The organism is Desulfitobacterium nosdiversum (assembly GCF_049860565.1).
Classification (GTDB): Bacteria; Bacillota; Desulfitobacteriia; order Desulfitobacteriales; family Desulfitobacteriaceae; genus Desulfitobacterium_A; species Desulfitobacterium_A nosdiversum.
The window spans coordinates 3,168,867-3,192,500 of sequence record NZ_CP172056.1 but is presented as its reverse complement, the minus strand read 5'-3'; the positions used below and the strand labels follow the sequence as shown (position 1 = coordinate 3,192,500).

The window sequence follows — 23,634 nt, the reverse complement described above, 5'->3', positions numbered from 1 at the left end:
CTGAGTAGCGGCGAGCGAAACGGGAAGAGCCCAAACCAAACTCTTCGGAGTTTGGGGTTGTAGGACCCTCTATTAAGCATTTATTCTTAGCTGAAGCAATCTGGAAAGGTTCAGCAAAGAAGGTAACACTCCTGTAAGCGAAAAGAAGCAATGCTGTGAGGGTATCCTGAGTACCGCGGGACACGAGAAACCCCGTGGGAATCTGGGAGGACCACCTCCCAAGGCTAAATACTCCTTAGCGACCGATAGCGAACCAGTACCGTGAGGGAAAGGTGAAAAGCACCCCGGGAGGGGAGTGAAAAAGAACCTGAAACCGTACGCTTACAAGCAGTCAAAGTCCAGTTCTCAGTTTACTGAGACACATGGATGATGGCGTGCCTTTTGTAGAATGAACCGGCGAGTTACGGTATGTAGCAAGGTTAAAGCGAGAAGCTGGAGCCGAAGCGAAAGCGAGTCTGAAAAGGGCGACAAGTTACATGCTGTAGACCCGAAACCGTGTGATCTACCCATGGCCAGGGTGAAGGTGGGGTAAAACCTACTGGAGGCCCGAACTCACTGTCGTTGAAAAGGCAAGGGATGAGCTGTGGGTAGGGGTGAAATGCCAATCGAACACGGAGATAGCTGGTTCTCCCCGAAATAGCTTTAGGGCTAGCCTCTATTGATGATTCTTGGCGGTAAAGCACTGAATAGGCTAGGGGCCTTACCAGGTTACCGAACCTTATCAAACTCTGAATGCCAAGAATTTAAATAGGGAGTCAGACTGTGGGGGATAAGCTTCATAGTCAAAAGGGAAACAGCCCAGACCATCAGCTAAGGTCCCTAAGTATACGCTAAGTGGAAAAGGATGTGGAATTGCACAGACAACCAGGATGTTGGCTCAGAAGCAGCCACCATTTAAAGAGTGCGTAATAGCTCACTGGTCGAGTGGTTCTGCGCCGAAAATGTAACGGGGCTCAAGCGTATCACCGAAGCTATGGCTTGTAGTTTTACTACAGGGGTAGGGGAGCGTTCTAAATGCGGCGAAGTTCAACTGGAAGGTTGGGTGGAGCGTTTAGAAGTGAGAATGCCGGTATGAGTATGCGAAAAGATGAGTGAGAATCTCATCCGCCGAAAATCTAAGGTTTCCTGGGGAAGGCTCGTCCGCCCAGGGTCAGTCGGGACCTAAGCCGAGGCCAAAAGGCGTAGGTGATGGACAACTGGCAGATATTCCAGTACCACTCTTAAGCGTTAACAGCAATGGGGTGACACAGAAGGATAGGTTAAGCGTGCCGTTGGTTGAGCACGCCCAAGCCCGTAGGGTGTGAGACAGGTAAATCCGTCTCGCGAGAAGCCTGAAAGGTGATGGGGAGCGAAAATAAGTAGCGAAGTAACCGACTCCAAGCTGTCAAGAAAAGCCTCTAGTGAGCAAGAGAGTGCCCGTACCGCAAACCGACACAGGTAGGTAAGGAGAGAATCCTAAGGCGCGCGAGAAAACCCTCGTTAAGGAACTCGGCAAAATGACCCCGTAACTTCGGGAGAAGGGGTGCTCCATGCAAGTGGAGCCGCAGAGAAGAGGTCCAGGCGACTGTTTAACAAAAACACAGGTTCCTGCTAATCTGAAAAGAGAAGTATAGGAGCTGACGCCTGCCCGGTGCTGGAAGGTTAAGAGGAGAGGTTAGCCGCAAGGCGAAGCTTTGAATTGAAGCCCCAGTAAACGGCGGCCGTAACTATAACGGTCCTAAGGTAGCGAAATTCCTTGTCAGGTAAGTTCTGACCCGCACGAAAGGCGTAACGATCTGGACACTGTCTCAACGAGGGACTCGGCGAAATTGTAATACCCGTGAAGATGCGGGTTACCTGCGACAGGACAGAAAGACCCCATGGAGCTTTACTGTAGCTTGACATTGGATTTTGGTATAAAATGTACAGGATAGGTGGGAGACTAAGAAGCTAGGGCGCCAGCCTTGGTGGAGTCGCCGGTGGGATACCACTCTTTTTGTACTGAAATTCTAACTTAGACCCCTGAATCGGGGTTGAGGACCGTGTCAGGTGGGCAGTTTGACTGGGGCGGTCGCCTCCTAAAGAGTAACGGAGGCGCCCAAAGGTTCCCTCAGCGCGGATGGAAATCGCGCGAAGAGTGTAAAGGCAGAAGGGAGCTTGACTGCGAGACCAACAAGTCGAGCAGGGACGAAAGTCGGGCTTAGTGATCCGGTGGTACCGAGTGGAAGGGCCATCGCTCAACGGATAAAAGCTACCCTGGGGATAACAGGCTTATCTCCCCCAAGAGTCCATATCGACGGGGAGGTTTGGCACCTCGATGTCGGCTCATCGCATCCTGGGGCTGTAGTAGGTCCCAAGGGTTGGGCTGTTCGCCCATTAAAGCGGTACGTGAGCTGGGTTCAGAACGTCGTGAGACAGTTCGGTCCCTATCCGTCGCAGGCGCAGGAAATTTGAGAGGAGCTGTCCCTAGTACGAGAGGACCGGGATGGACGGATCACTGGTGTACCAGTTGTCTCGCCAGAGGCATAGCTGGGTAGCTATATCCGGATCGGATAAGCGCTGAAAGCATCTAAGCGCGAAACCGACCTCAAGATGAGATTTCCCACAGCATAAGCTGGTAAGACCCCTGAATGATGATCAGGTAGATAGGCCCGATGTGGAAGCACGGTGACGTGTGGAGCTGACGGGTACTAATCGGTCGAGGGCTTGACCTAAAACCGGCACTTTGGAAGAATCTATTGACTTAAAAGAAACGAAAATCTGTGCAGTTTTGAGGGAACAGCGAAAGCTGAAAACTCAAAAGATCTGGTGATAATGCCGGAGGGGTTCCACCCGTTCCCATACCGAACACGGAAGTTAAGACCTCCAGGGCTGAGGGTACTTGGACCGCAGGGTCCTGGGAGAGTAAGTCGTCGCCAGGTAAGCAAAAGCAGGGAGACCGTCTGATAAAGATGGTTTCTTTGCTTTTTTACGGCGTAAAAAACTTCCTGTAAGATTCTTTTAGAAAGTGAATTTTTCGAGTCGGTTCCACCCGTTCGATCGGCGCCGGTAAGTCATTCTTTGAAGTATGCGGCTTGGCCGAAAATGATATACTCTATCATTTTCGTATACCGAACACGGAAGTTAAGACCTCCAGGACTGAGACGTAAAGACATAGTATGTCTTTACGGGGCTAGCGCCATAGCTAGTTAGATAGACTGAGAAGGCGCAGCCCTACTTGGACTGCAGACGAAACAATCCAGTGAATTGTTTCGCGGCCAGCGCTACAACTCAAGAGAATACATATTAGCGCGGCCTACCTGGGAGAGTAAGTCGTCGCCAGGTAAGTAAAGCGAAGAACTACGTTTAAACGACGTAGTTCTTTATTTTTAGCAAAATTTTTATTGAATACTAGGTAGAAATACTCGAATTGGCAGGAAACTTAGTAAAAATATAGAAACCTACCTATATACCAGATAATACCTTAGATGGAGATTTTAAAAGTGCTTAGGTATAGCGTATTGAGCTAAATTAAATATAGATAAGACAGTTTCGCAAATACCAGTAAATCAGAGGAATTTGCGAAATACGAGAATCAAATAGTTAAGTAAAATTGGTTGCAAGGAACGTCGCTGTCTTTAGGCCGATTTAGCAGGCAAAACTTTGAAGTTGAACCGTTTTCTTTCTAGTGAAAATTATGTCTATAATGTGAACTTGGTAAATTGCGGGGAAAGGCTAGTGAGACCTCTTTTTTTCATTGCACAATTCCGTAATGACTGGAATGATATTACAGAGTATATTAAATTAAGGTAATTGTTTTGATTGACTAGAAGAAAAAATGTCTGACAATAGGGTACACTCGAAAATAATAATATATTAAGCGACATTCCCACATTTAGTTAAATGAATATTACAATATAAAAAGATTTATGTAGGTGAAATTTTTGAAAAACAAAAAACAGCATTACATACCTCAATCATATCTGGAAAGCTGGTGTGATCCTAATATTCCTGAAGGATATGATAAATATGTTTGGATGTTTGATTATAATGGCCAAAAAGTTAAGAAAAAGAGTCCTAAAAATATTTTCTATGAATCAGATATGTATACTATTTATGACGAAAAAGGAAATAGATTTTTAGATATTGAACGGGGTTTATGTGGTCTCGAAGGAAAATTTGCATCAATCAGAGATAATAAGTTACAAGCAAAGAAAGAGTTATCTACAGAAGAAAAATACTATATTCTGGCATTCGTTGCTGCGATACATAATAGGACGGCCGCAATAAAAGAACATATATCCGAGCAATGGGGTAGGGTTCTAGAATTAGGAAGAATGATGAAAATGGAATATGAAAATGCTTCACCCGAAGGGAAAAAAGCAATGGCATCAATAGGGCGATTAAACGATGATCAATCATATTCATTAGAGCAGATAGAAAAGTTTTATAATGAGCCGATGCAAACTCAATTGATTCCAAGGATTAACGCAGAAATTGACTGTTATACTAAAATGTACATGTCAATACTTAATACTGACGATGAAGTGGGATTTATTACATCCGATAATCCTTGTGTTTGGTTTGATCCTGAAGCATATAAAAGGCCCCCTTTCTATCGTTCAGTTGGATTAGGATATGAGAAAGTTGAGGTTACACTGCCAGTTTCACCAAAGCAACTCATTATAATTTCGCATACGCCTTTACCTTTATATATTTCTGTACAAAGGAAAAGTGTTGACAGTATAAACAGAAAGACCAGATTTTTAGCAAATGAACATTTTATTGTAAATAGGAATTATAAAAACGACTTTTGGTTTAAAGTAATTAAACCTCCCGTTTAAACGTTTTATCTATAAATTGAATTGAATAGTGCAAGTTTCTGATTATCCATATACCCGTTAGGCTAATGACGGGAAGCTGAATGAGTGGTTCATAATGACAAAAGGTAAAATTGAAATGGAGACTATCAAAATGGAACGACATATTGGTTTATGGGAAAAAGAAAATGGTGATAAACCGGCTGTAGCTGAGTTAATTATTGATGGAAATCATATTGAGTTTTATCGACGTGATTACAGCGAAGTATTTCCCTGTGCTTTCGTTGGTAGTGATAATGATCACAGATATAAGGTGTTTACTTCTGGCTCAGGCAATTATGGTAAACATAGAACATTGGAGAACGTAGCAAGCTATAGGGTATTTTATGTTTTACAGCAAAATTGCGAATACAAATCAGGGTTGGAAATTGATGATATTAAAACAGTTTCTTTAGTGATTCCTGAATTAATTGATTGGATTGCTTTAAAAACTATAGATTGGGGAGCAACAGAAGATGGGAAATTAATAGCAGTAGAAACAAAATTGCCAAGTATGGTTTTGAAAGATGGAGATCCTTATGTTGAAATATATTTTGAATCGAAGAGTTCTTTATTTGACCCGAGTGCTGATAGCAGAACTACATTTATAATTAATAATCAACCCAGAATACGTATATCTTATGAGGAACCTGCAAATATCAACCAGGTACACAGTGATATAAGAGCACTGATGCAATTTTTCGCTTTAATGATTGGATATGTGACGGATGCACTTGATATACGGCTTGATATACAGGGACAGGATTTAAAGAGTTGGTTATATATTAATGAAGATTTTTCGTACAATTTAAGAACCCGAGGTATATTAGATAAGCCTAGAACTAAGTTGCAAAAAGTTCAAGAAGATATTCAGTCTTATTTTAAAAACTGGTATATATTTTACAATGATGATAAATTTGAATTAGTCCGTAGAATGTATTTTATGGGAAATACGAAGAAAGAAATTTTTGTTGAAGATATATTGGTTCAATATGTTAGAATACTGGAGGGGTATCATCTAAGAGTTACTGACGAAGAACAGATAGCGAGTGATATAGAAAAAGACATAAAAGAGATGATATTTACCGATGAAGGAAAAGCATTATTTCAACCGATTTTTGACAAAGCTAATTGGAAATATAATTCAAAGCACGCTAATGATGTTGCTTCGTGGATTGCATCTGGATTTTTAGAAAGAATTAGTCTGGCAGAAAGATTAAAAAAGTTAGATGACATGTTTTTTAACGTCATTGCTATGAATGCAGAGAAAATTGAAAGAATTGATAGGATAAGTGGATCGGTAAATGAAAGCAAAGAGCCTGGCACTGTTATTGCCGATTATTATAAAAAGATCGTATCAACTCGAAATTATTATTCCCATTACAAAGCAAATCGGGATAACGTATTAGGATTCAATCAAATATACGATACAATAAATATTCTTAAGTCACTAATTATAATGATATTATATTCTCACATGGGAATGTCAAAAGAAGAAATCAGAAAAATCATTATATGGGATTCAGAACTTCATTTTCAAACTAAGTGTTTACGACAAGAAGGAGAATTACCAGATCAAATTTAATATGTAATTTATCTTTAGGAGTTTTAAGACTTGTAGAAAAAGTTTAAATTTAAGTGCTCATTATCCATATTTGGAAAAATATATTTTGTGAGAAGTTTAATGGGATGGGTTCGGAATATAAAAATCCTTATGTACTGTGTCAGGGCTTGCAATTTTGACTCTTATCGGAAACGATAAGAGTTTTATCCATGACATATTTCCCGTTACTTCGCAATAAGGTAATGAGATAATTAACTTTATTCTAAACTCTCAAAAACTTTGATATTGGAATGGGATAATGATGGATATTAAAGAGGTATTGTCAATAAGAGATGATATTTCAAAATTTTTGGTGCACCTTACAAGAGATACTGATGATGGAATGTCAGCCAAAGAAAATCTGCAATCTATTTTAGAAGATGGCTATGTGTACGCATATAACCATCACTGTTTATTTAGCCCTGCGCTTGATAAGGTGGATGAGAATTTTCAGAAGAAATTTCGAACTGTCTGTTTTACTGAAACACCACTAGATAAAATCTGCCACTTGTTAGAAATTGATGGCCGTCGAATTGAACTAAAACCTTACGGGCTAGTTTTTTTAAAATCAAAGGTTATAGAAAAAGGGGGTAATCCCTGTTTCTACACAAACGGTGACCATAAAGGTTCGATAGAAGAATATCTATGGAAATTATTCCATGTATCTAAGAGTGGAAACTTTACTGATGGTTTCAATCAGTTTGGTAGATTAGTTAATACGTTTAAAGAAAAACATGACTTTTCCTGGGAAAGAGAATGGCGAGTATTTAATAAGTTTGCAATTAAACCAGAAAACGTTTTTGCTATCATTGCGCCTGATACAGAATTGAAAGTTCCAAAACAGTACGGCAGCATCCCAATTATTAATCCGTATTGGGATTATGAAGAAATAGTATATCAGCTTTCTATACAACTTTGGGAAAAGGTTAAAATTGAGTAGAAAGTCCAGATAACGGTAGTAACTTACTTAGGGCCACAATTGCGCAACAATGATAAGGTAATAATCTCTAACGACGAGATACATGTCGTTATGCCAGATAATATTCACGATTCTGGATCATTTTGCAATATCGTTCGGTCAGGAAGGCGTGTTGAGGAAAAAACTAAAAGAAATTTACTTAAAAAGCGATGACAAGCTAAACAAACGTCTAAAATAGTTTGAAAATATGAACTGCTCGCTGACTGTCCACAAATATTAAATGTTTAATTACGAAGATATTCTCCTATTTGATGGAGTAGTTAAAAATCTATTTAAGTATCTTTAGTGATGAATTGAGAATCTCTTTTAACAAGTAACTTAAAAATAAATAGGGTTTCCCACTTGCATTTTCAAATTTTACAAATAAGCGATATTTATTTTATTGGTAAAAATTAATGGAAGGAGAAAATATGGAATTAAGCTTTAGTAATGGACGTTTTGTTTATAATCCTGGTGGTTTGAATTATCAAGAAATATTGGATGACTTTGATAAAGCAAAAACAATTAGAATAATTACATATAATATTTCAGGCAAAGAAAATCAGGATCAGCTTCTTCAAAAATTGCATAAAGCTAGTAAAACGGCAGAAATACAAATAATAACCAATATACCATCACGATTTGAAAGCTATTATTCTTCACTAGCTGGCCAAAGTATGCGTAATCGTGCTAAAGATAATATTGAAGTGTATCTAAAAAAGTTAAAGCCTAACACGTTTGGCACAGATTTTATTCCTTACTTTAATTTTGCAAATCACGCTAAAATTATTGGTACGGAAAATAAAGTCTATATTGGTTCAGCAAACTTTTCAAACGAAAGCAGATATAACATTGAAACAGGCATTATCATTGAAGATAGAGATTTTATATATAAACTCTATAGTGATTTTTTCGAAACGATTAAAAAAAATTCAACCCCGTATTTTGATGATGATTTTAATGTACTTAGACTTTTGGTCATCAGCTTGTTAACCAAATTTCAAATTCATCATCAAAAGATAATAGATAAAATATTTGTGCACAATCCATATACCCAAAAATATGAATTTATTGGCGGAGAAGCTTTGTTTTCAGATGAGGACCTTACTGAATTGGTTTTAGACTTTAATGGATTTCACGGCTTAGATATAAAAGCTGAAAATACTTATTTTGAAGAAGATGATGACTACAACGATGATATATTTGCAGCAATAGAACAAATTGAAGCGATCGATATTTCATGGCTTATTGAAATTTCAAGTACAGATGATTGCTTTTATAATTGGGTGAATTTTGATTATCAAAGTGTATGGAATGAATGCTTGGAAGAATATTCAGCAGAGGCGTACGACGAATACTTAGAACAATATATTGATAAAGCGAAAGACGATGTTGATGATCGTTTGCGAGAAGTCACGCAAGAATTTGAAAACGTTGCAGACACATTTCTTTCTGAAATTCAAAAAATAATTGCAGTCCTAATTAGGATCAATGAAATTATTAACCAATATTCTTCAAAACATATAAATAGAGAAATTGATAACACTTAGGTAAAGCCATTAGAGACTGAAAGATAAAATTAACTCTTAACTTCCTATGATCCATATTAAGACAAAAAAAGTTGGTAAGTTCCCTTACAGTTTAGCTCTTACTCCATAGATGTGGTAATAGTTATAAGAATATTGGCATATTCAAATTGTACGAGCGGCCCAAACATTGACTTGGTAATAACTACGACGACAGTATCAAAGACGCAAAATGTTACGATGTGTATAGTACGTTGAATTTAACCGTCCCAAAGGAGGTAACCACCCTTTGGGACGGTCATAAGTTGGTGTTTATTATGAATTTTATCCTAGATACGAATGCATTTTATCATTACTATGGTCGCAAAAAACTAGGTCTTCAAGTGAATGAAAAGGTTAATTTGATCCGGTTAAATGCCATATTGTCCAGCAACAATTCGATTATTGCCATTTCAACCGTAACGATAATTGAGTTTCTTGTGCATTTCAGAGATAAACCTGCGATAGTGAAAGATGTATTGCGTTTTGTCATATTAAGAAGAATTAACATTATCCCATTCGGTATTAGTGAGTTTGGCATAGAAAACGTAGCCGAACTACTAAGACTATCTGATGCTACATTAAAAATTAGAATTGACTATTATAAAAAAGCTAAAATCAAAACTGAATCAGCATTTGCTGCCACCTTTTTATTATTGCTTCTTAAGGTCTATATTAATTTTTACTTAGAGCGTGAAGAAAAAATAAATGCGGAATTTAGGGCATTACCAGAAAAGGAACGGGACAAAAGAAAGTCAGAAGTATTTGGATTGCTATTATCAAATGACATTGAAAAATCTTTAAAAGATTGCAACTCGGCATTTGCCAAGGTTCTACGCAAAGGATATGCAATTAAGGACGAAGAAAAAAGTTTAAAAGACGCTTTTAATAATGCTTTATATTCGTATTGTGCTGTATTCTCGTTATTTATAGACTTCTTCATACAACATTACAATGTTACTGAATTCACTAGTGAAAAATTCCAGTCGGAATACCAGAAAACGGTAGCAAATAATTCTGATTTTAACATTCTAAAAAAAAATCCGAATCATATAAGCGGACGAATCAAAGAAATCATTAGAGAATTTGAGAAAGAAACGGCAAGTGGTTTTATCCGAAGACACCGGCAAGATATAATTGACAACTGGAAAGGGGATCTTTTTTCTTCCTCTCAAGCTGAATATATTGGCCGTTTATTTGAAAAGTGGTATTTGCGCGGATCGAAATATGATAAAAATGATGTTCTAGATATGATGATACTACAAGCTTTGGACATCAAAGATTGTCTGTTGATAACATTTGATGAAACAATGCAGGACTATGCCTTTGAGATCGGTCATCCAAGTATTGAATATATTAAGCGAGTATATGATCGAAGATGGCCAGTGTAGGCATGAAAGAGAGGGGTATGGAACCTTTACTTTGGTTTGATAAAGCGAAGCGTTCTATGTTTAACCCGGTTGTTTTTTCTCCTTTCGCTTTCTACCAGACTTTGTTCGGTTGGGTGGAACAAATAAAGAGTAAAAGGTTGACTTGTATATGGACTTAAAATTGTAACGCCAATTAAATTAGGGGTCGCTCTATCCGAAAAAAACTGGTAGTTATCCATATACCCATTAGGCTAATAATGTGCAGTTGGCAGGTTTCAAATTTAGCAATAATGCGCAATTCATACTTGTATTTATCCCGATTAAATATAGTATGGTCACTGGATACGAAATAATGACTGCAAAAAAGACTGAAGATACCACAACGGAGGGGCGATAATGGAATTCAATAAACTTCCCATGAACTCAAAAAAGTTGCTTGATGAAATTGTAAAAGCTGAGAATCCTACGCAGTTGTTATGTGAACGCTTTGAAAATTCATCTTCTAAAGAAGATGAAGAGCTACGCAGCCTTATTAAGGAGTTGTGTCAATCAGAATATATCAGGATTCCTATGTGGGCTGATAACAAGCCGTATCATGTTGTTGTTAATAATTCTGCAAGGACATATGATAAGCAGCTTGCGGAATACGAAGAAGAAAAAAGGACGCAGAGAGGAACAGTATATATTGGTACCGTTAATGATAAAAGTGTGAAAATAGGTAACGGAAACAAAATCAGCAACTCTAATATTGCTGGAATTATTGAGAATCATTTAGACAGTGCGTCATCAGATGTGAAAAAATCATTCTATGAAAAACATCCTGTTATTTGTAGTTTTTTGGTTTCTCTCGTGGCAGGAATTGTTCTGCTTTTTACGTTCTGGTCAAATATTGTTGAGTTAATAGAAGGAGTATTTTAATGGCAAGGAGTAAGATTATACAGGACTTAGCAAATAGCAAAGTTGACACAATGACCGCTTTGAAGCGTGCAAAAGTTTTGCTCTCCGAATTAGGAAATAGTGAATTGCTAAATTGGATCAACTATGAAATCACAGGATATCCTAGCGAAGTTATACTTCCTGATTATAGAATTGAACATGGTAATCTCATAGGATCATATTTTAAAGGCTCAATGGCATCACATATGAAGTGGACTAATGTTTCCCTACCATTAGGAAAAATGCCAGACGATTTAAAAAATGTGATTCTGAGTGTGCAGTTTCGTGAAGGTGTAGATGCTTTAAAGCAATTATCTGAAAGCAGTTCAGATGGCAGTGGCCAATTAGGAAAAGTCATTCCCGCAGATTTCTTCCCTGCAATCGCAACATATAATGAAGATCCATACATGATGATTACATCTGCAAAAGTACTGATCGGTCCCCAATGTATTCAGAATGTCTTTTCAGTGATAGAGAATAGATTACTGGATATTTTGATCTTATTGGAAAAAGAATTCGGAAATATGGATGAGTTGGATTTAGACGTGTCAAGTAAGACTCCAGAGGAATTGCAGGGTATTACTAATAAAATAATTGTGATTGTTTACAATGATCACAGTGTAAATATTGGTGATGGCAATAAAATTACGAGATCCGATATTGCATCATCTATAAAAAATAAACTCGATTAAAATTAATCATTGTTAATTCTTAGTTTGATTTTCTGGAAACAATAACAATAAACTCCAGCAGAAACGAACTGCTAGTTATGTTTATAACATGGCAAGGAAAGTTTTATTAGCGACTTCCCATTATCCATATAATGGATAATGTTAACACAAGCAATAAGTTTGCACCTTCCATTTAGCTCGACACTTTGGAGGATACGACGTGAACACCGGAAAATACCTAATTTTGAATAACGGAAAGGACATTACTGCTGACGTAAAATTGTGCCAATATAATTCAGACACAGGTAGATATGACGTCACTTTCAAGAACGGAAAAACATATCCGTACGGCTATCAGTCTATTGAATGGTTAAAAAATCCTGAGATCCTGAATCCAGCCTTAGTACATATCACGCATGATAACCGTGAACTATTCAAGATTCAGGACACACTCGTTTTTCATGCAAAAGTAACAGATTACTGGTATATTCGCTTTTCTGATGGTAGCGAGAGAAGTTATGACTGGCGAGACATTAAAATCGTGGCTTCGTGCCTTGGTGAGAGTGAAGCCCAAAACTGCATGAGCTATCTGCGACAACAGGCGTCAATCAATGAACTCAAGAGCAAAGATGGCGAAATCCTGTTGCAGAGACAGTATGAGAAGTTGGATTTCGTCGGTGATGATACAGCCATGGCAATCTACCTTAACCCGAAGAAGCACAAAGTTCACACTTACCACAAGAGTAATTTCATTTTTCCGTTCGGCGGCAATGCCAGTCAGTTCAAAGCGGTTGAAAATGCGCTGAACAATCAAATCAGCGTAATTCAAGGTCCGCCAGGTACGGGAAAGACACAGACAATTCTGAATATCATCGCTAATTTGTTGGTAGATGGCAAAACAGTTCAGATCGTGTCCAACAACAACTCTGCCACGACCAATGTACTGGAGAAGCTGTCTTCTCTTAAATACAACATGGGTTTTCTTGTAGCACCGCTGGGAAACTCAGATAACAAAAAAGCGTTTGTCCAAGACCAGACAGGCCTCTACCCGGATCTCCCCGGCAGGCGAATGGATACCGACAAGCAATCTGAGTTGCGGGAGAAAATACAAAGTCACGTTAAAGAGTTATCTGACATATTTAGCAAGCAGGAACGTCTTGCGCAGGTACGGCTGGAACTGGACTCAATACTTCTGGAAATCAAGTATTTTCAGCAGTATTGCAGTGAAACCGGTTTCGCTTGTTCAGATATTAAACCCCGACGCTCCCTGAAATCGAAAAGGCTCATGCAACTCTGGCAGGAGTGCAATGAGTTTTCCGAAAAGGAGCGTGCGGTTTCGTTTTGGTATAAAATTAAGAGCATTTTTGTCTATGGCATTTCAGACTGGAATTTCTACAAAAACAATCTGTCTACCATCATCACATTTTTACAGAGCATGTTCTATCAGGCGCGAAAATCAGAATTGAGCGACGAGATCGTTACGCTGGAAAAAAAGTTAGAGGCCATCGACGCCAAAGAAACAATGTGCGAACAGACAGACTTGTCTATGGATTACCTACGGGCAAAACTGTTCGAGTGGTATGGAAACAAGCTAAAGCGCGTGATGTTCACTGAGGAAGACTTGTGGAAAAATTCCGGCGATGTTGTGAAAGAATATCCCATAGTCCTCAGCACTACATTTTCCTCACGCAGCAGTCTAAAGGACGTGATATACGATTATCTTATTATGGATGAGGCTTCACAGGTGGATGTGACCACCGGTGCACTGGCACTGTCTTGTGCCAAAAATGCAGTCATTGTTGGAGATCTCAAGCAGCTACCCAACGTGATAAAGGATGATATGAGAAAGCGCAGTGATGCCGTTTTCAATTCCTACAAGCTGCCCAAAGGATATTCTTTCTCTGAAAACAGCTTTTTGAAATCCGTATGCGGTATTCTTCCGAATGCTCCGCCAACTTTGCTTCGGGAGCACTATCGCTGCCACCCGAAAATCATCGGCTTTTGCAATCAGAAGTTCTATAATAACGAGCTGGTGGTCATGACGGAAGAACACGGTGAGCCAGATACGCTGGAAGTCTTCAAAACGGCAGTTGGCGATCATCAACGCGACCATATTAATCAGCGACAGGTTGATGTGACGATTCAGGAAGTATTTCCCATGCTGAAGGATGTCAATATGGAAAATGTTGGAATTATTGCGCCCTATAAGGATCAGGTGGCCGCTATCGTTCACCAGCTGGACACGGATAAAATTGAAGTTCATACCGTACATAAATTCCAGGGACGCGAGAAAGACACAATTGTGCTGAACACAGTTGACGACGTAGCTACTGATTTTTCCGACGATCCATACCTTTTAAATGTTGCGGTTTCCCGTGCAAAAAAAAGGCTCTTCCTTGTGGTGTCGAGCAACGAGCAGCCAAAAGACAGCAACATCGGAGATCTGATCGCCTATATCGAATACAACAACTTCCAGGTAGTGCAGAGCGAAATCTATTCGGTGTTCGACCTGCTCTATCGGCAATATACAGATGCGCGAATCGCGTTCTTAAAAAAACATCCACATGTATCCGCGTATGACTCTGAAAACCTGATGTACGGTGCAATAGTAGACTTGCTACACAGCCGTCCACAGCTGTCCCTAAACGTTATTTGCCATCAGCCACTCAATATGCTGATTCGTGACCCAAAGCGTCTGAACGACGAAGAGTGCCGGTATGCCATGAACACGGCTACTCATATAGACTTTCTGATTTACAATCGCATTAGTAAAAAGCCTATTCTTGCAATAGAAGTAGATGGGTTCCACTATCACAAGCCCGGTACACCTCAGTATGAGCATGACAGGATGAAGGATCATATTTTGGAGCTCTACCGAATCCCGCTATTACGCTTTGCTACCAATGGAAGCGGTGAAATGGCAAAAATCAGGCAGGCTCTAGATGAATATGAAAAGAGAAGATAGGGTGTATTTTGTTTTTTGCTATAGGTTATAGAAATTACATACAAAAATCATATAGTCATTTAGTTGTGTATTATTTATATATTCTGAGATAAATAGGAATTTTGGAGGACAAGCATTATGAGTGATTGGTTTACCGTTGATCATATTGACATGGATACTCATATAATCAGCGAGTATAAACATTGGGAAGAAACCCATGCATATCTCCTGAACGGGACAAACAACAGCCTGCTTATTGATACCGGGCTTGGTATTATGAATATTTATAACGAAGTAATGAAATTGACAGATAAACCTGTCATAGCCGTTGCTACTCACATACATTGGGATCATATCGGCGGACATAAATATTTCCCTAAATTTTATGTGCATGAAGATGAGTCAAATTGGCTTGAGGGAGAGTTTCCATTGACAATGGAACAAATAAAAGCCTTTGTTGTTGAGAAATGTGAGTTGCCGGAAGGATTCAACGTCGATGATTATGAGTTCTTTCAAGGCACTGCCACAAGAGTATTGAAGGATAATGATATTATAGATATCGGTGGACGCACGATACAAGTGCTGCATACACCGGGACATTCGCCGGGGCATATGTGCTTTTATGAAAAAGACAGGGAATATCTTTTTACCGGAGATTTGGTTTACATAGGAACTTTGTTTGCATATTTCCCGTCAACCGACCCTGAAGCCTATATGTCATCAATAGAGAGAGTTGCAGCTCTTCCGGCGAAGAGAATATTTCCGGCACATCACGATTTGAATATCCAGCCTTCTATCCTCGGAGATATGAAAAAGGCATTTAACCAATTAAAAGCAGATGGCAAATTACACCATGGCAGTGGTACCTTTAAATACAATAATTTTGCTATATGGCTGTAATTGGCTATAAATAAAAGTCATCAGAAAACATTGAACATAGAGCTTTTCGAATCTTTCATTTTCTTCTCAATGATGAATAAAATGACCATAATGTGACTATTAAATAAAGAGTCAAATTTCGCATTAACCATATTACCTTACGTTTTGGTAAAAAGCGTTTTGGGAATTAGGTTAATGTTCCTTTGATCTTAGAGTAAATTTGGATGGTAACCAATTTCACTTACAGAGGATTACCGCAACTTTGCCAACATGCATGTGTTAAGATGCTATGGTAATTTTCGAAACGTTATATGATGTAACGTTTATATATTGTTTTATAAAAAAATGTTTATTATAACCTGGGACTTAGGCTGGTTGATTTGAAAGTGGGGATGAACGAATGGCTACCTATCGTGAGGGTTTAGAGTGCATTGATTGGCCTCAGTTTTTTCATCTCTATAATGTTGTTGGACTGGTTGCAGGATTTGGTAAGAAACAAGAACTTAATAAGATTCAATCTGCTTTCGAACATAGTTACAAAGTTATTACAGCCTGGAATAGTGACATTTTGGTAGGCGCAGCTAGAATGATATCGGATGGAATCTGTTATGGAATGATTTTTGATGTCGGAGTTTTGCCAGAATACCAAAAGTTAGGCATAGGTAAAGGGTTGGTTTTAGAAATACAAAAGGAGAATGAACACTTATGTATTCATTTAACATCAACCTTTGGAAATGAGGATTTTTATAAAAAGTTAGGGTTTAAACCACATAAAACAGCTTTTGCCAAGTATCCATATCAATCTGATTATTTAGTTAGTAATAGATAATAATTTAAACTTCAACAAATAGAAGCGATTCAAAAAAAGGAAGATAGTATGATTGAGCAGATTAAAAAACGTAGAAGTATAAGAAAATATCTTGATAAACCAGTAGAAGATGAGAAAATTATTCAAATACTCGAGAGTGCAAGGCTGGCTCCATCCGGCAGTAATACACAACCATGGCATTTCATTGTTGTAAAATCGGAATTAACAAGACAAAAATTGGCCGAAGTATCGCATAATCAAAAATGGTTGCTCTCCGCACCCATTTTTATTGTATGCATTGCTGATATACGTTCTAGAATTGAAGATAATGTAGAAATATCACTTGATGAAAATAGTCCTGAACTGGAACTCAAGCAGATAATCAGAGATACGTCTATTGCTATTGAGCATATTGTACTTGAGGCTGAAAATATTGGACTAGGTGCTTGCTGGGTCGCATGGTTTACTCAAGACGAAATTAGGCCAATCTTAAATGTGCCTTCCGATAAATATGTAGTAAGTATTATTACACTTGGCTACGCAAACGAAAAACCAAAGGAGCGTCCCAGAAAGAAGCTTGAAGAAATAATTCATAATGAGATATGGTGAAACAGATGAAAGATGAGTAAAAAATCTGCAGATCTATATTCAATTTCTAAGAATATTACATGGTATTGATATTAACATGATTTAGCGAAGTTAATAAAACTTGATTTTATAAAATTTTATTTAGGAGAATATATGAAATGTTTATTTATAACACATTAGAAAATACAAGTATTGAAGAACTGCATAGAACTTTTTTAGAAGCATTTTCGGATTATCAAGTAAAAGTAGATGTTCCTCTTTTAGAACTTAAACAAATGCTTCAACGGAGAGGGTATGTTTCAAAGGCTTCGATCGGGGCTTTTAATAATGATACATTAGTCGGATTTCTATTAAATGGACTCAGAAACTGGAATGGAAAATTTACTGCCTATGATACAGGAACAGCTGTTATAAAAAACTATAGGAATCAAGGGATAACAAGTAATATGTTTTTAAATATCAAACAAATACTTGTAGAAATGGGAATAGAGCAATATTTACTTGAAGTAATTCAATCGAATTCTTCTGCAGTTCAGCTCTATAAAAAGCAAGGATTCGAAATTACAAGAAATTTTGAATGCTTTAGTTTAAATAACAAAAAGTATAATCCGATAAATACATACAAAGTTGAGCATATTAATAGGATTAATGAAAGTAATTGGAGAGAATTAACAAAGTTTTGGGAGTTCAAACCTTCTTGGCAAAATTCTATTGAATCGATTAATGCTGTACCGGATACATTTATATATTCTATTATAAACATCGATGATACCATTGCTGGTTATGGAATTATTGATAAAAAAACAGGAGATATTCCACAAATTGCAGTAGATAAAAATCATAGACGCAAAGGTATTGGAAAAAGCATCTTTATTGATTTAATGAACAATACGGAATCCTTAAATGTTAAGGCTTTAAATGTAGACAGCCAATGTACATCTATGAAGGATTTTTTAAGCAATTTAGGATTTGAATGCAATGTTAGTCAATATGAAATGGCTTTAAAATTATAATTCCAGATTTTAAAGTTCTGTTGTTACAGGAGAACGGTTAAAGCAATTAATTCGCAATAAAAGGTGTTTTCCGTATGTTCTCAGTATCAGTGATCATATTTTACATTAATCCTTCAAAATGTAAATACCGCTGTTAGCAGTCTGCAACCCTTAGATTTCAGGACGGCTTCTTCAATATATGCTTCAGAAATTAACTGAATTAAAGGAGTACATATATGAAAATAAGGGTAATGTCCATTGAGGACTATGATAAAGTATATGAATTGTGGACAAATACAGAGGGTATGGGTTTGCGTAGTCTAGATGACTCGTATGAGGGTATAGATCAATTTTTGAAAAGAAATCCTGCCACTAATTTTATTGCAGAAATAGAAAATGAGATTATAGGTACAATATTATGTGGGCACGATGGAAGAAGGGGATATATTTATCATACAGCAGTCAGGACCAAGTATCGTGGAAAAGGAATCGGGAAGGCTTTAGTTAAAGCTGTACTTGATGCTTTAAGGAGAGAAGAGATCAATAAAGTTGCACTTGTAGCATTTGAGTCGAATGAATCAGGTAATAAATTTTGGGAATCGCTTGGTTTTAATAACCGAAAGGACTTAATTTATAGAAATAAAACTATTAATGAAACATTGCTTAATATCTAAATTTATAATTTCATGGACTTATTTTTGAGACCAAGAAAAAGAAACGCTGGTATGTTCGTCAAACCAGCTATTTCTTTGACATGTAAAAATTGGTACAATTAAAAAGGGTGACAGTAGATGGATACAAGTCAAGACATGCTTAAGTACTACAGGGAGGAGCTTAAATGGGATCCGCCGTTTGCAGAGCTTTTATCGAAGTACTCACCTGAAGCATTAGAAGGCTATTTTACTATGCGAAAATCAGTTCAGGATGGTAAATTGCCGAGAAAGACAGTCGAACTCATTTTTACAATATTAGACTCGTTAGATAATGAACTTAGTGGTGCAAAGGCTCATGCCGTAGCGGCTATTGATGCAGGACTCACTGTAGAAGAATTGGTTGAAGCTTTTAACATTGTAACGATAGTTAAAGGAATCAATGTTCTATGCAAATCAGGAATCGATGCGATTAAGGCGGCAGAAGAAAGATATAATGAAATCCAACCGGCCAAAGGTACGAAGTAATAGACAGAGGTACTAAGTAATAGATACGTTTAAAGAAGCTTGTTGAATAGTGAGAACCGAAATAGGAAATTGTCCCTAAGATGGAGGAGGGAGTGTTTTAGATTTTGAACTCTTATTTTCAATCTGAAAAGCCAGTTCCCCGTTTAAAATTACGAATGTATCTTGGAAAGTTATATTTTACCTTGCGTCGTTACCTTAAATGGATTTGCAATCGATCGATCAAATATGCTTTTCGTTTTAAGGCCGAGGAACTTCCCTATAGAGCAGCATCCCATAAGACACCTTTGTATAGACAGCTTCGTAATGTTGACATGTGGCTGCAAGAGAACAAAGTAACTAATTTGAAAATAGCCTGCGAAAAGTTAAATAAGATTACCTTAAGACCTGGGGAGACGTTTTCCTTTTGGCGTTTGGTCGGGAAACCCACAAAAGCAAAAGGCTTTTTAGAAGGAATGGTTTTAACCAATGGTTCCTTCACAGCAGGCATTGGCGGCGGCCTTTGTCAGCTATCCAACCTTATTTATTGGATGGCCTTACATACCCCTTTAACAGTTACCGAGCGCTGGCGGCACACTCATGATGTTTTTCCTGATTCCAACCGGACTCAACCTTTCGGAAGCGGTGCGACGGTTGTCTATAATTACGTTGACTTACAAATCAAGAATGATACACCGTATGAATATCAGCTCAATGTTTTTGTGGGAGATAAGGATCTAGAAGGTGAATGGAGGTGTGCGCAGCCTTCCCATTTTAAATATGAAATCTATGAAAATAATCATTTAATTAAACAAGAGTGGTGGGGAGGGTATATGCGCCACAATGAAATAAGGCGCAGTGTTTTCGATCAAAACGGAAATAAGGTTTCAGACGATTTTATAACAGAAAATCATGCGATTATGATGTATGAGCCGCTGCTTGGAGATGGAGAAATTTAATATGCAATATCAGGAGCTTATCGATCAAAAAGTCCACGAGCTCTATTGGAAGGAGGATGTAAACTGTATAACAGCTTCTTTGCTTACACTTTCCCAAATATTTAATATTAACTTGTATTTTCAACTTCTTGATGCGGCAACGGGTATTCCTGGAGCAGGGAGATATGGAGCTCAGTGCGGCTTAGTAGGAAGTGCAATAATGCTCATTGGAATTCTGGGCAAAACCAAAGGATTAGACCATGAAGAAATAGTAACGATCTGCAATGAGTTTTCCCGGGGATTCGAAAAACAATTTGGCAGTTTAAACTGCAGAGATCTCAGACCTCAAGGATTTCATCCGAATAATCCACCTCATTTATGTGAAAAGTTAACCAAAGAAGCTGTATTGTTGACATTAAATTATTTGAATATGGGAGATAAGAAATGATAAAAGTAAAACATATTGAGCAACACTTCACGGAATCCGAATTTATCGGAGATGTTGTTATTGGAATTGCTGACGGGCTGACTGTACCCTTTGCACTTGCAGCCGGTTTGTCAGGAACCGTTTCGAATACTTCTTTAGTTGTGATTGCAGGAATATCCGAAATTGCTGCAGGCTCAATTGCTATGGGATTAGGCGGATATTTAGCTGCCAGGACCAATCGTGAACACTATTTAGCTGAAAAAGAACGAGAATATCGAGAAATTCGTGAGCTTTCTCATAGAGAAAAGGAAGAAGTAGCTGTATTTTTACGAGAATGGGGTTTGAAAGAAAAGGATGTTCAATCTGCAGTTGAAGATATAACTTCAGATGATGAGCGCTGGGTTAATTTTATGATGAAATATGAACTCGGCCTTGAAGAGCCCAAACCGGAGAGGGCACGGAACAGCTCCCTAACTATCGGACTTTCCTATATTTTTGGGGGCTTTATTCCATTATCACCTTACATATTTATTGGTAATGCAGATAAGTCACTGATTGTTTCCATCTTAATTACTCTTACCGCACTTTTTGGCTTCGGATGGGTAAAGGGAAAATTTACGGGGACCGGGGCACTAAAAAGTGCATTACAGACAGCACTCGTTGGCGGTTTAGCAGCAGGCTTTGCATTTGCACTTGCTAAATTGATATCTTAATATATTGGATACGAATTTTTAAGATCTCTTAAAAGAAAATAGGGATTTTCATGGTTATAAAACCGTGAGATAGCGCAAAATGTCCTTAGCTTTTTTGGCTGGGGACATTTTTATATTTTATATAAAAATTCCAGGTGACAACACTATAATCCTTATGTATTATTTAGAAAGAGGGAAAAATGTAAAAGTAATCGAAAGATTGTTAAGAGTATGTAGAAAAGTAGTAAAGAGAGAATAAATTGTTCGTTATAATATTGTATTAGATTTAAATGTGTAAAGGATGGGTTTTTGTTGCTGGATTATCAAGATGATTTAGCCTATCGCTCAAGGAAAGCAGGGCAAGCGCCTTTAATTCCTGCTCCTCAAGGAAATGGGTTAGGATTAAAATCAAAATTACTTTTCTTCATTAAAGATGTATTATTCTTTTTAACGGTCATTTCACTTACATTAAAGTCAATTCTTTTTATTGGTCTAGTCAATAATGATGGAACGAATTTTAGTCGCTTAAAAGCGTTTAGCAGCTTTAATGCGGCTCCTCTTTTGAGTGTCTATGTATTCTTTATTTTGATTTTTGCCAGTCTTGCTTACTTATTTAAAGGCAGACGCCATTATTGGGCCTTGCTCTGGATTAATTTCATTATCTCTTGCTTGATGATTGGGGATTTGATGTATTTTCGCGGATTCGGCAGTTTTCTTACCCCCTTTATCTTTAGTCAGTCCTCCAATCTAGATAACTTGTTTTCGTCCATCGTCTCTATGCTTCGCCCTATCGATTCCTTGTTTGTTATCGATTTAATTCTTTTTGCTGCTATTGGGTTTCTTTTTCGGAAGATTTATGTTAAAGCGGAAAGAAGTGTTCTAGTTTCCTTAATGTTAATTGTTGTTTCAGTTTCAGCTATTTATTATCAGCATGTACAGCTTGACCTCAAGGGCAATGATGATACAATGCTTTTCCGTGTGGCTTGGGCCCCCAATCAAACGTTAACCAATTTATCGCCGGTAGGTTATCATCTTTATGACCTCTATAATTATTATGAAGATACAAAGCCTTATGAGTTATCACCGGAAGAAAAGCAGAATATACATTCATGGTTTGCAACAAAACAGGAGAATCTGCCCCCCAATCAATATGCAAGCCTTTATAAAGGCGAAAATCTGTTGGTTATTCAAGTTGAATCTCTTGAGAACTTCGTTATAAACCAAAAGATCAATGGTCAGGAAATTACACCGAATCTAAATCGATTGCTTAATAACAGCTTATATTTCTCGAATTATTATGAACAGGTGTATAACGGGAATAGCTCAGATGCGGATTTGATGACAAATACTTCAGTTTATCCCGTACGCAGTGGGGCTACATTTTTCCGTTTTCCTCAAAATACTTATAATTCCTTGCCCAAATTGATGGAAAAACTAGGGTATAGTACTGTTGCTGTTCATGCGGATAAAGGATCACTATGGAACTGGATGCCGGCATTGCAATCGATTGGTTTTCAGAAGACGATTGATGCAAGTCATTTTATCCAGGATGAACAAATCGGTTTAGGGCTTAGTGATGGAAGCTACCTTAAACAACTTGCCCCGATAATTACCCAAGAAAAAGCCCCCTTCTATAATTTTGTCGTAACTTTAAGCAGTCACAGCCCCTTTGACTTGCCGGAGCAATATCAGACGTTAAAATTAGACGAGACGCTGAATAAGACAAAGCTTGGAGGGTATTTCCAAAGTATTCATTACACGGATGAACAGCTGGGAATATTTTTAAAGACGCTTGAGGAAAAGGGAATCCTTGAGCATACAACCATTGCGATCTATGGCGATCATACGGGCGTTCATAAGTATTATAATGATGAGGTTAAAGCGATTAAGCCGCAAGAAAGTTGGTGGCTCGATGATTCCAAGCGCATTCCTCTAATTATTTATCATAAAGGACAAAAAGGGCAGGAAATTAAGACGATTGGTGGTCAAATCGACCTTTATCCAACCTTGGCTTACCTAATGGGGATACCAGAAGATCAATATGAAAATACAACCTTTGGTCGAAACTTGCTGAATACCCAGAAAAGTTTTGCCGTCTTGGCTAATGGTGAATATATTGGCGCTTCTGTCTCGCAAGAGGAGGAAAACAAAGCGATTGAAGGGATTGACCTCGCGGATTTAATCTTACGCAGCAATTATTTTAAACCTGAAGACAAAGAAAATAAAAATTAATACGGAATAAATTTCTGTGCCTTGCATGTTTATGACACGAGTCTTCCATAATAATAGAAT

18 protein-coding genes and 2 rRNA genes (1 of these 20 cut by a window edge) are annotated in these 23,634 nt (G+C 37.9%); all 20 read left to right on the top strand.

Annotated features, from left to right (window positions below; all coding sequences use genetic code 11):
* Positions 1-2,693 (top strand): 23S ribosomal RNA (locus ACHOLT_RS15365) (it extends 238 nt beyond the left edge of the window).
* 90 nt (positions 2,694-2,783) lie between these two features.
* Positions 2,784-2,900: ribosomal RNA gene (gene rrf / locus ACHOLT_RS15360) — 5S ribosomal RNA — on the top strand.
* Positions 2,901-3,902: 1,002 nt separating this feature from the next.
* Positions 3,903-4,802, top strand: coding sequence for a DUF4238 domain-containing protein (locus ACHOLT_RS15355; protein ID WP_425802382.1), 900 nt, complete (start codon positions 3,903-3,905; stop codon positions 4,800-4,802).
* A gap of 94 nt (positions 4,803-4,896) precedes the next feature.
* Positions 4,897-6,402 carry a HEPN domain-containing protein gene (locus ACHOLT_RS15350; protein WP_425802379.1) on the top strand — a complete coding sequence of 502 codons (1,506 nt, stop codon included), beginning with the start codon at positions 4,897-4,899 and terminating at the stop codon, positions 6,400-6,402.
* Between the two features lie 277 nt (positions 6,403-6,679).
* Entirely contained in the window at positions 6,680-7,360 is a 681-nt protein-coding gene (locus ACHOLT_RS15345) for a hypothetical protein (RefSeq protein ID WP_425802377.1), read from the top strand.
* A gap of 434 nt (positions 7,361-7,794) precedes the next feature.
* On the top strand, positions 7,795-8,928 hold the full coding sequence (locus ACHOLT_RS15340; RefSeq protein ID WP_425802374.1) for a phospholipase D-like domain-containing protein: 1,134 nt from the start codon (positions 7,795-7,797) through the stop codon (positions 8,926-8,928).
* A 230-nt stretch (positions 8,929-9,158) separates the two neighbouring features.
* Positions 9,159-10,334, top strand: coding sequence for a hypothetical protein (locus tag ACHOLT_RS15335; protein ID WP_425802371.1), 1,176 nt, complete (start codon positions 9,159-9,161; stop codon positions 10,332-10,334).
* A gap of 375 nt (positions 10,335-10,709) precedes the next feature.
* Positions 10,710-11,231: a hypothetical protein gene (locus ACHOLT_RS15330; protein WP_425802368.1), complete on the top strand. Its 522-nt coding sequence runs from the start codon at positions 10,710-10,712 to the stop codon at positions 11,229-11,231.
* A complete protein-coding gene (locus ACHOLT_RS15325; RefSeq protein WP_425802366.1) occupies positions 11,231-11,941 on the top strand; it encodes a hypothetical protein in 711 nt (236 codons plus the stop codon). Before ACHOLT_RS15330 ends, ACHOLT_RS15325 begins: the two co-directional genes overlap by 1 nt.
* A 199-nt stretch (positions 11,942-12,140) precedes the next feature.
* Positions 12,141-14,885 (top strand): AAA domain-containing protein, encoded by a 2,745-nt coding sequence (locus ACHOLT_RS15320; protein ID WP_425802364.1) that lies wholly within the window; start codon positions 12,141-12,143, stop codon positions 14,883-14,885.
* Between the two features lie 117 nt (positions 14,886-15,002).
* Positions 15,003-15,764, top strand: a complete 762-nt coding sequence (locus ACHOLT_RS15315) for an MBL fold metallo-hydrolase (RefSeq protein ID WP_425802362.1) — start codon at positions 15,003-15,005, stop codon at positions 15,762-15,764.
* 379 nt (positions 15,765-16,143) lie between these two features.
* On the top strand, positions 16,144-16,572 hold the full coding sequence (locus ACHOLT_RS15310; protein ID WP_425802360.1) for a GNAT family N-acetyltransferase: 429 nt from the start codon (positions 16,144-16,146) through the stop codon (positions 16,570-16,572).
* 48 nt (positions 16,573-16,620) lie between these two features.
* Positions 16,621-17,160, top strand: coding sequence for a nitroreductase family protein (locus ACHOLT_RS15305; protein WP_425802358.1), 540 nt, complete (start codon positions 16,621-16,623; stop codon positions 17,158-17,160).
* A gap of 137 nt (positions 17,161-17,297) precedes the next feature.
* Positions 17,298-18,152: a GNAT family N-acetyltransferase gene (locus ACHOLT_RS15300; protein WP_425802356.1), complete on the top strand. Its 855-nt coding sequence runs from the start codon at positions 17,298-17,300 to the stop codon at positions 18,150-18,152.
* A 215-nt stretch (positions 18,153-18,367) separates the two neighbouring features.
* A complete protein-coding gene (locus tag ACHOLT_RS15295) occupies positions 18,368-18,805 on the top strand; it encodes a GNAT family N-acetyltransferase (RefSeq protein ID WP_425802354.1) in 438 nt (145 codons plus the stop codon).
* 117 nt (positions 18,806-18,922) lie between these two features.
* On the top strand, positions 18,923-19,309 hold the full coding sequence (locus ACHOLT_RS15290; RefSeq protein WP_425802351.1) for a carboxymuconolactone decarboxylase family protein: 387 nt from the start codon (positions 18,923-18,925) through the stop codon (positions 19,307-19,309).
* Between the two features lie 155 nt (positions 19,310-19,464).
* The gene (locus ACHOLT_RS15285; RefSeq protein WP_425808095.1) at positions 19,465-20,244 is read left to right on the top strand and encodes a VanW family protein; all 780 of its coding nucleotides are present in this window, start codon (positions 19,465-19,467) and stop codon (positions 20,242-20,244) included.
* A gap of 1 nt (position 20,245) precedes the next feature.
* A complete protein-coding gene (locus ACHOLT_RS15280) occupies positions 20,246-20,671 on the top strand; it encodes a C-GCAxxG-C-C family protein (protein WP_425802349.1) in 426 nt (141 codons plus the stop codon).
* Positions 20,668-21,363 (top strand): VIT1/CCC1 transporter family protein, encoded by a 696-nt coding sequence (locus ACHOLT_RS15275; RefSeq protein WP_425802346.1) that lies wholly within the window; start codon positions 20,668-20,670, stop codon positions 21,361-21,363. Before ACHOLT_RS15280 ends, ACHOLT_RS15275 begins: the two co-directional genes overlap by 4 nt.
* 291 nt (positions 21,364-21,654) lie before the next feature.
* Complete coding sequence (locus ACHOLT_RS15270) at positions 21,655-23,574, top strand: LTA synthase family protein (protein ID WP_425802343.1); 1,920 nt, start codon at positions 21,655-21,657, stop codon at positions 23,572-23,574.
* The last annotated feature ends 60 nt before the right edge of the window (positions 23,575-23,634 follow it).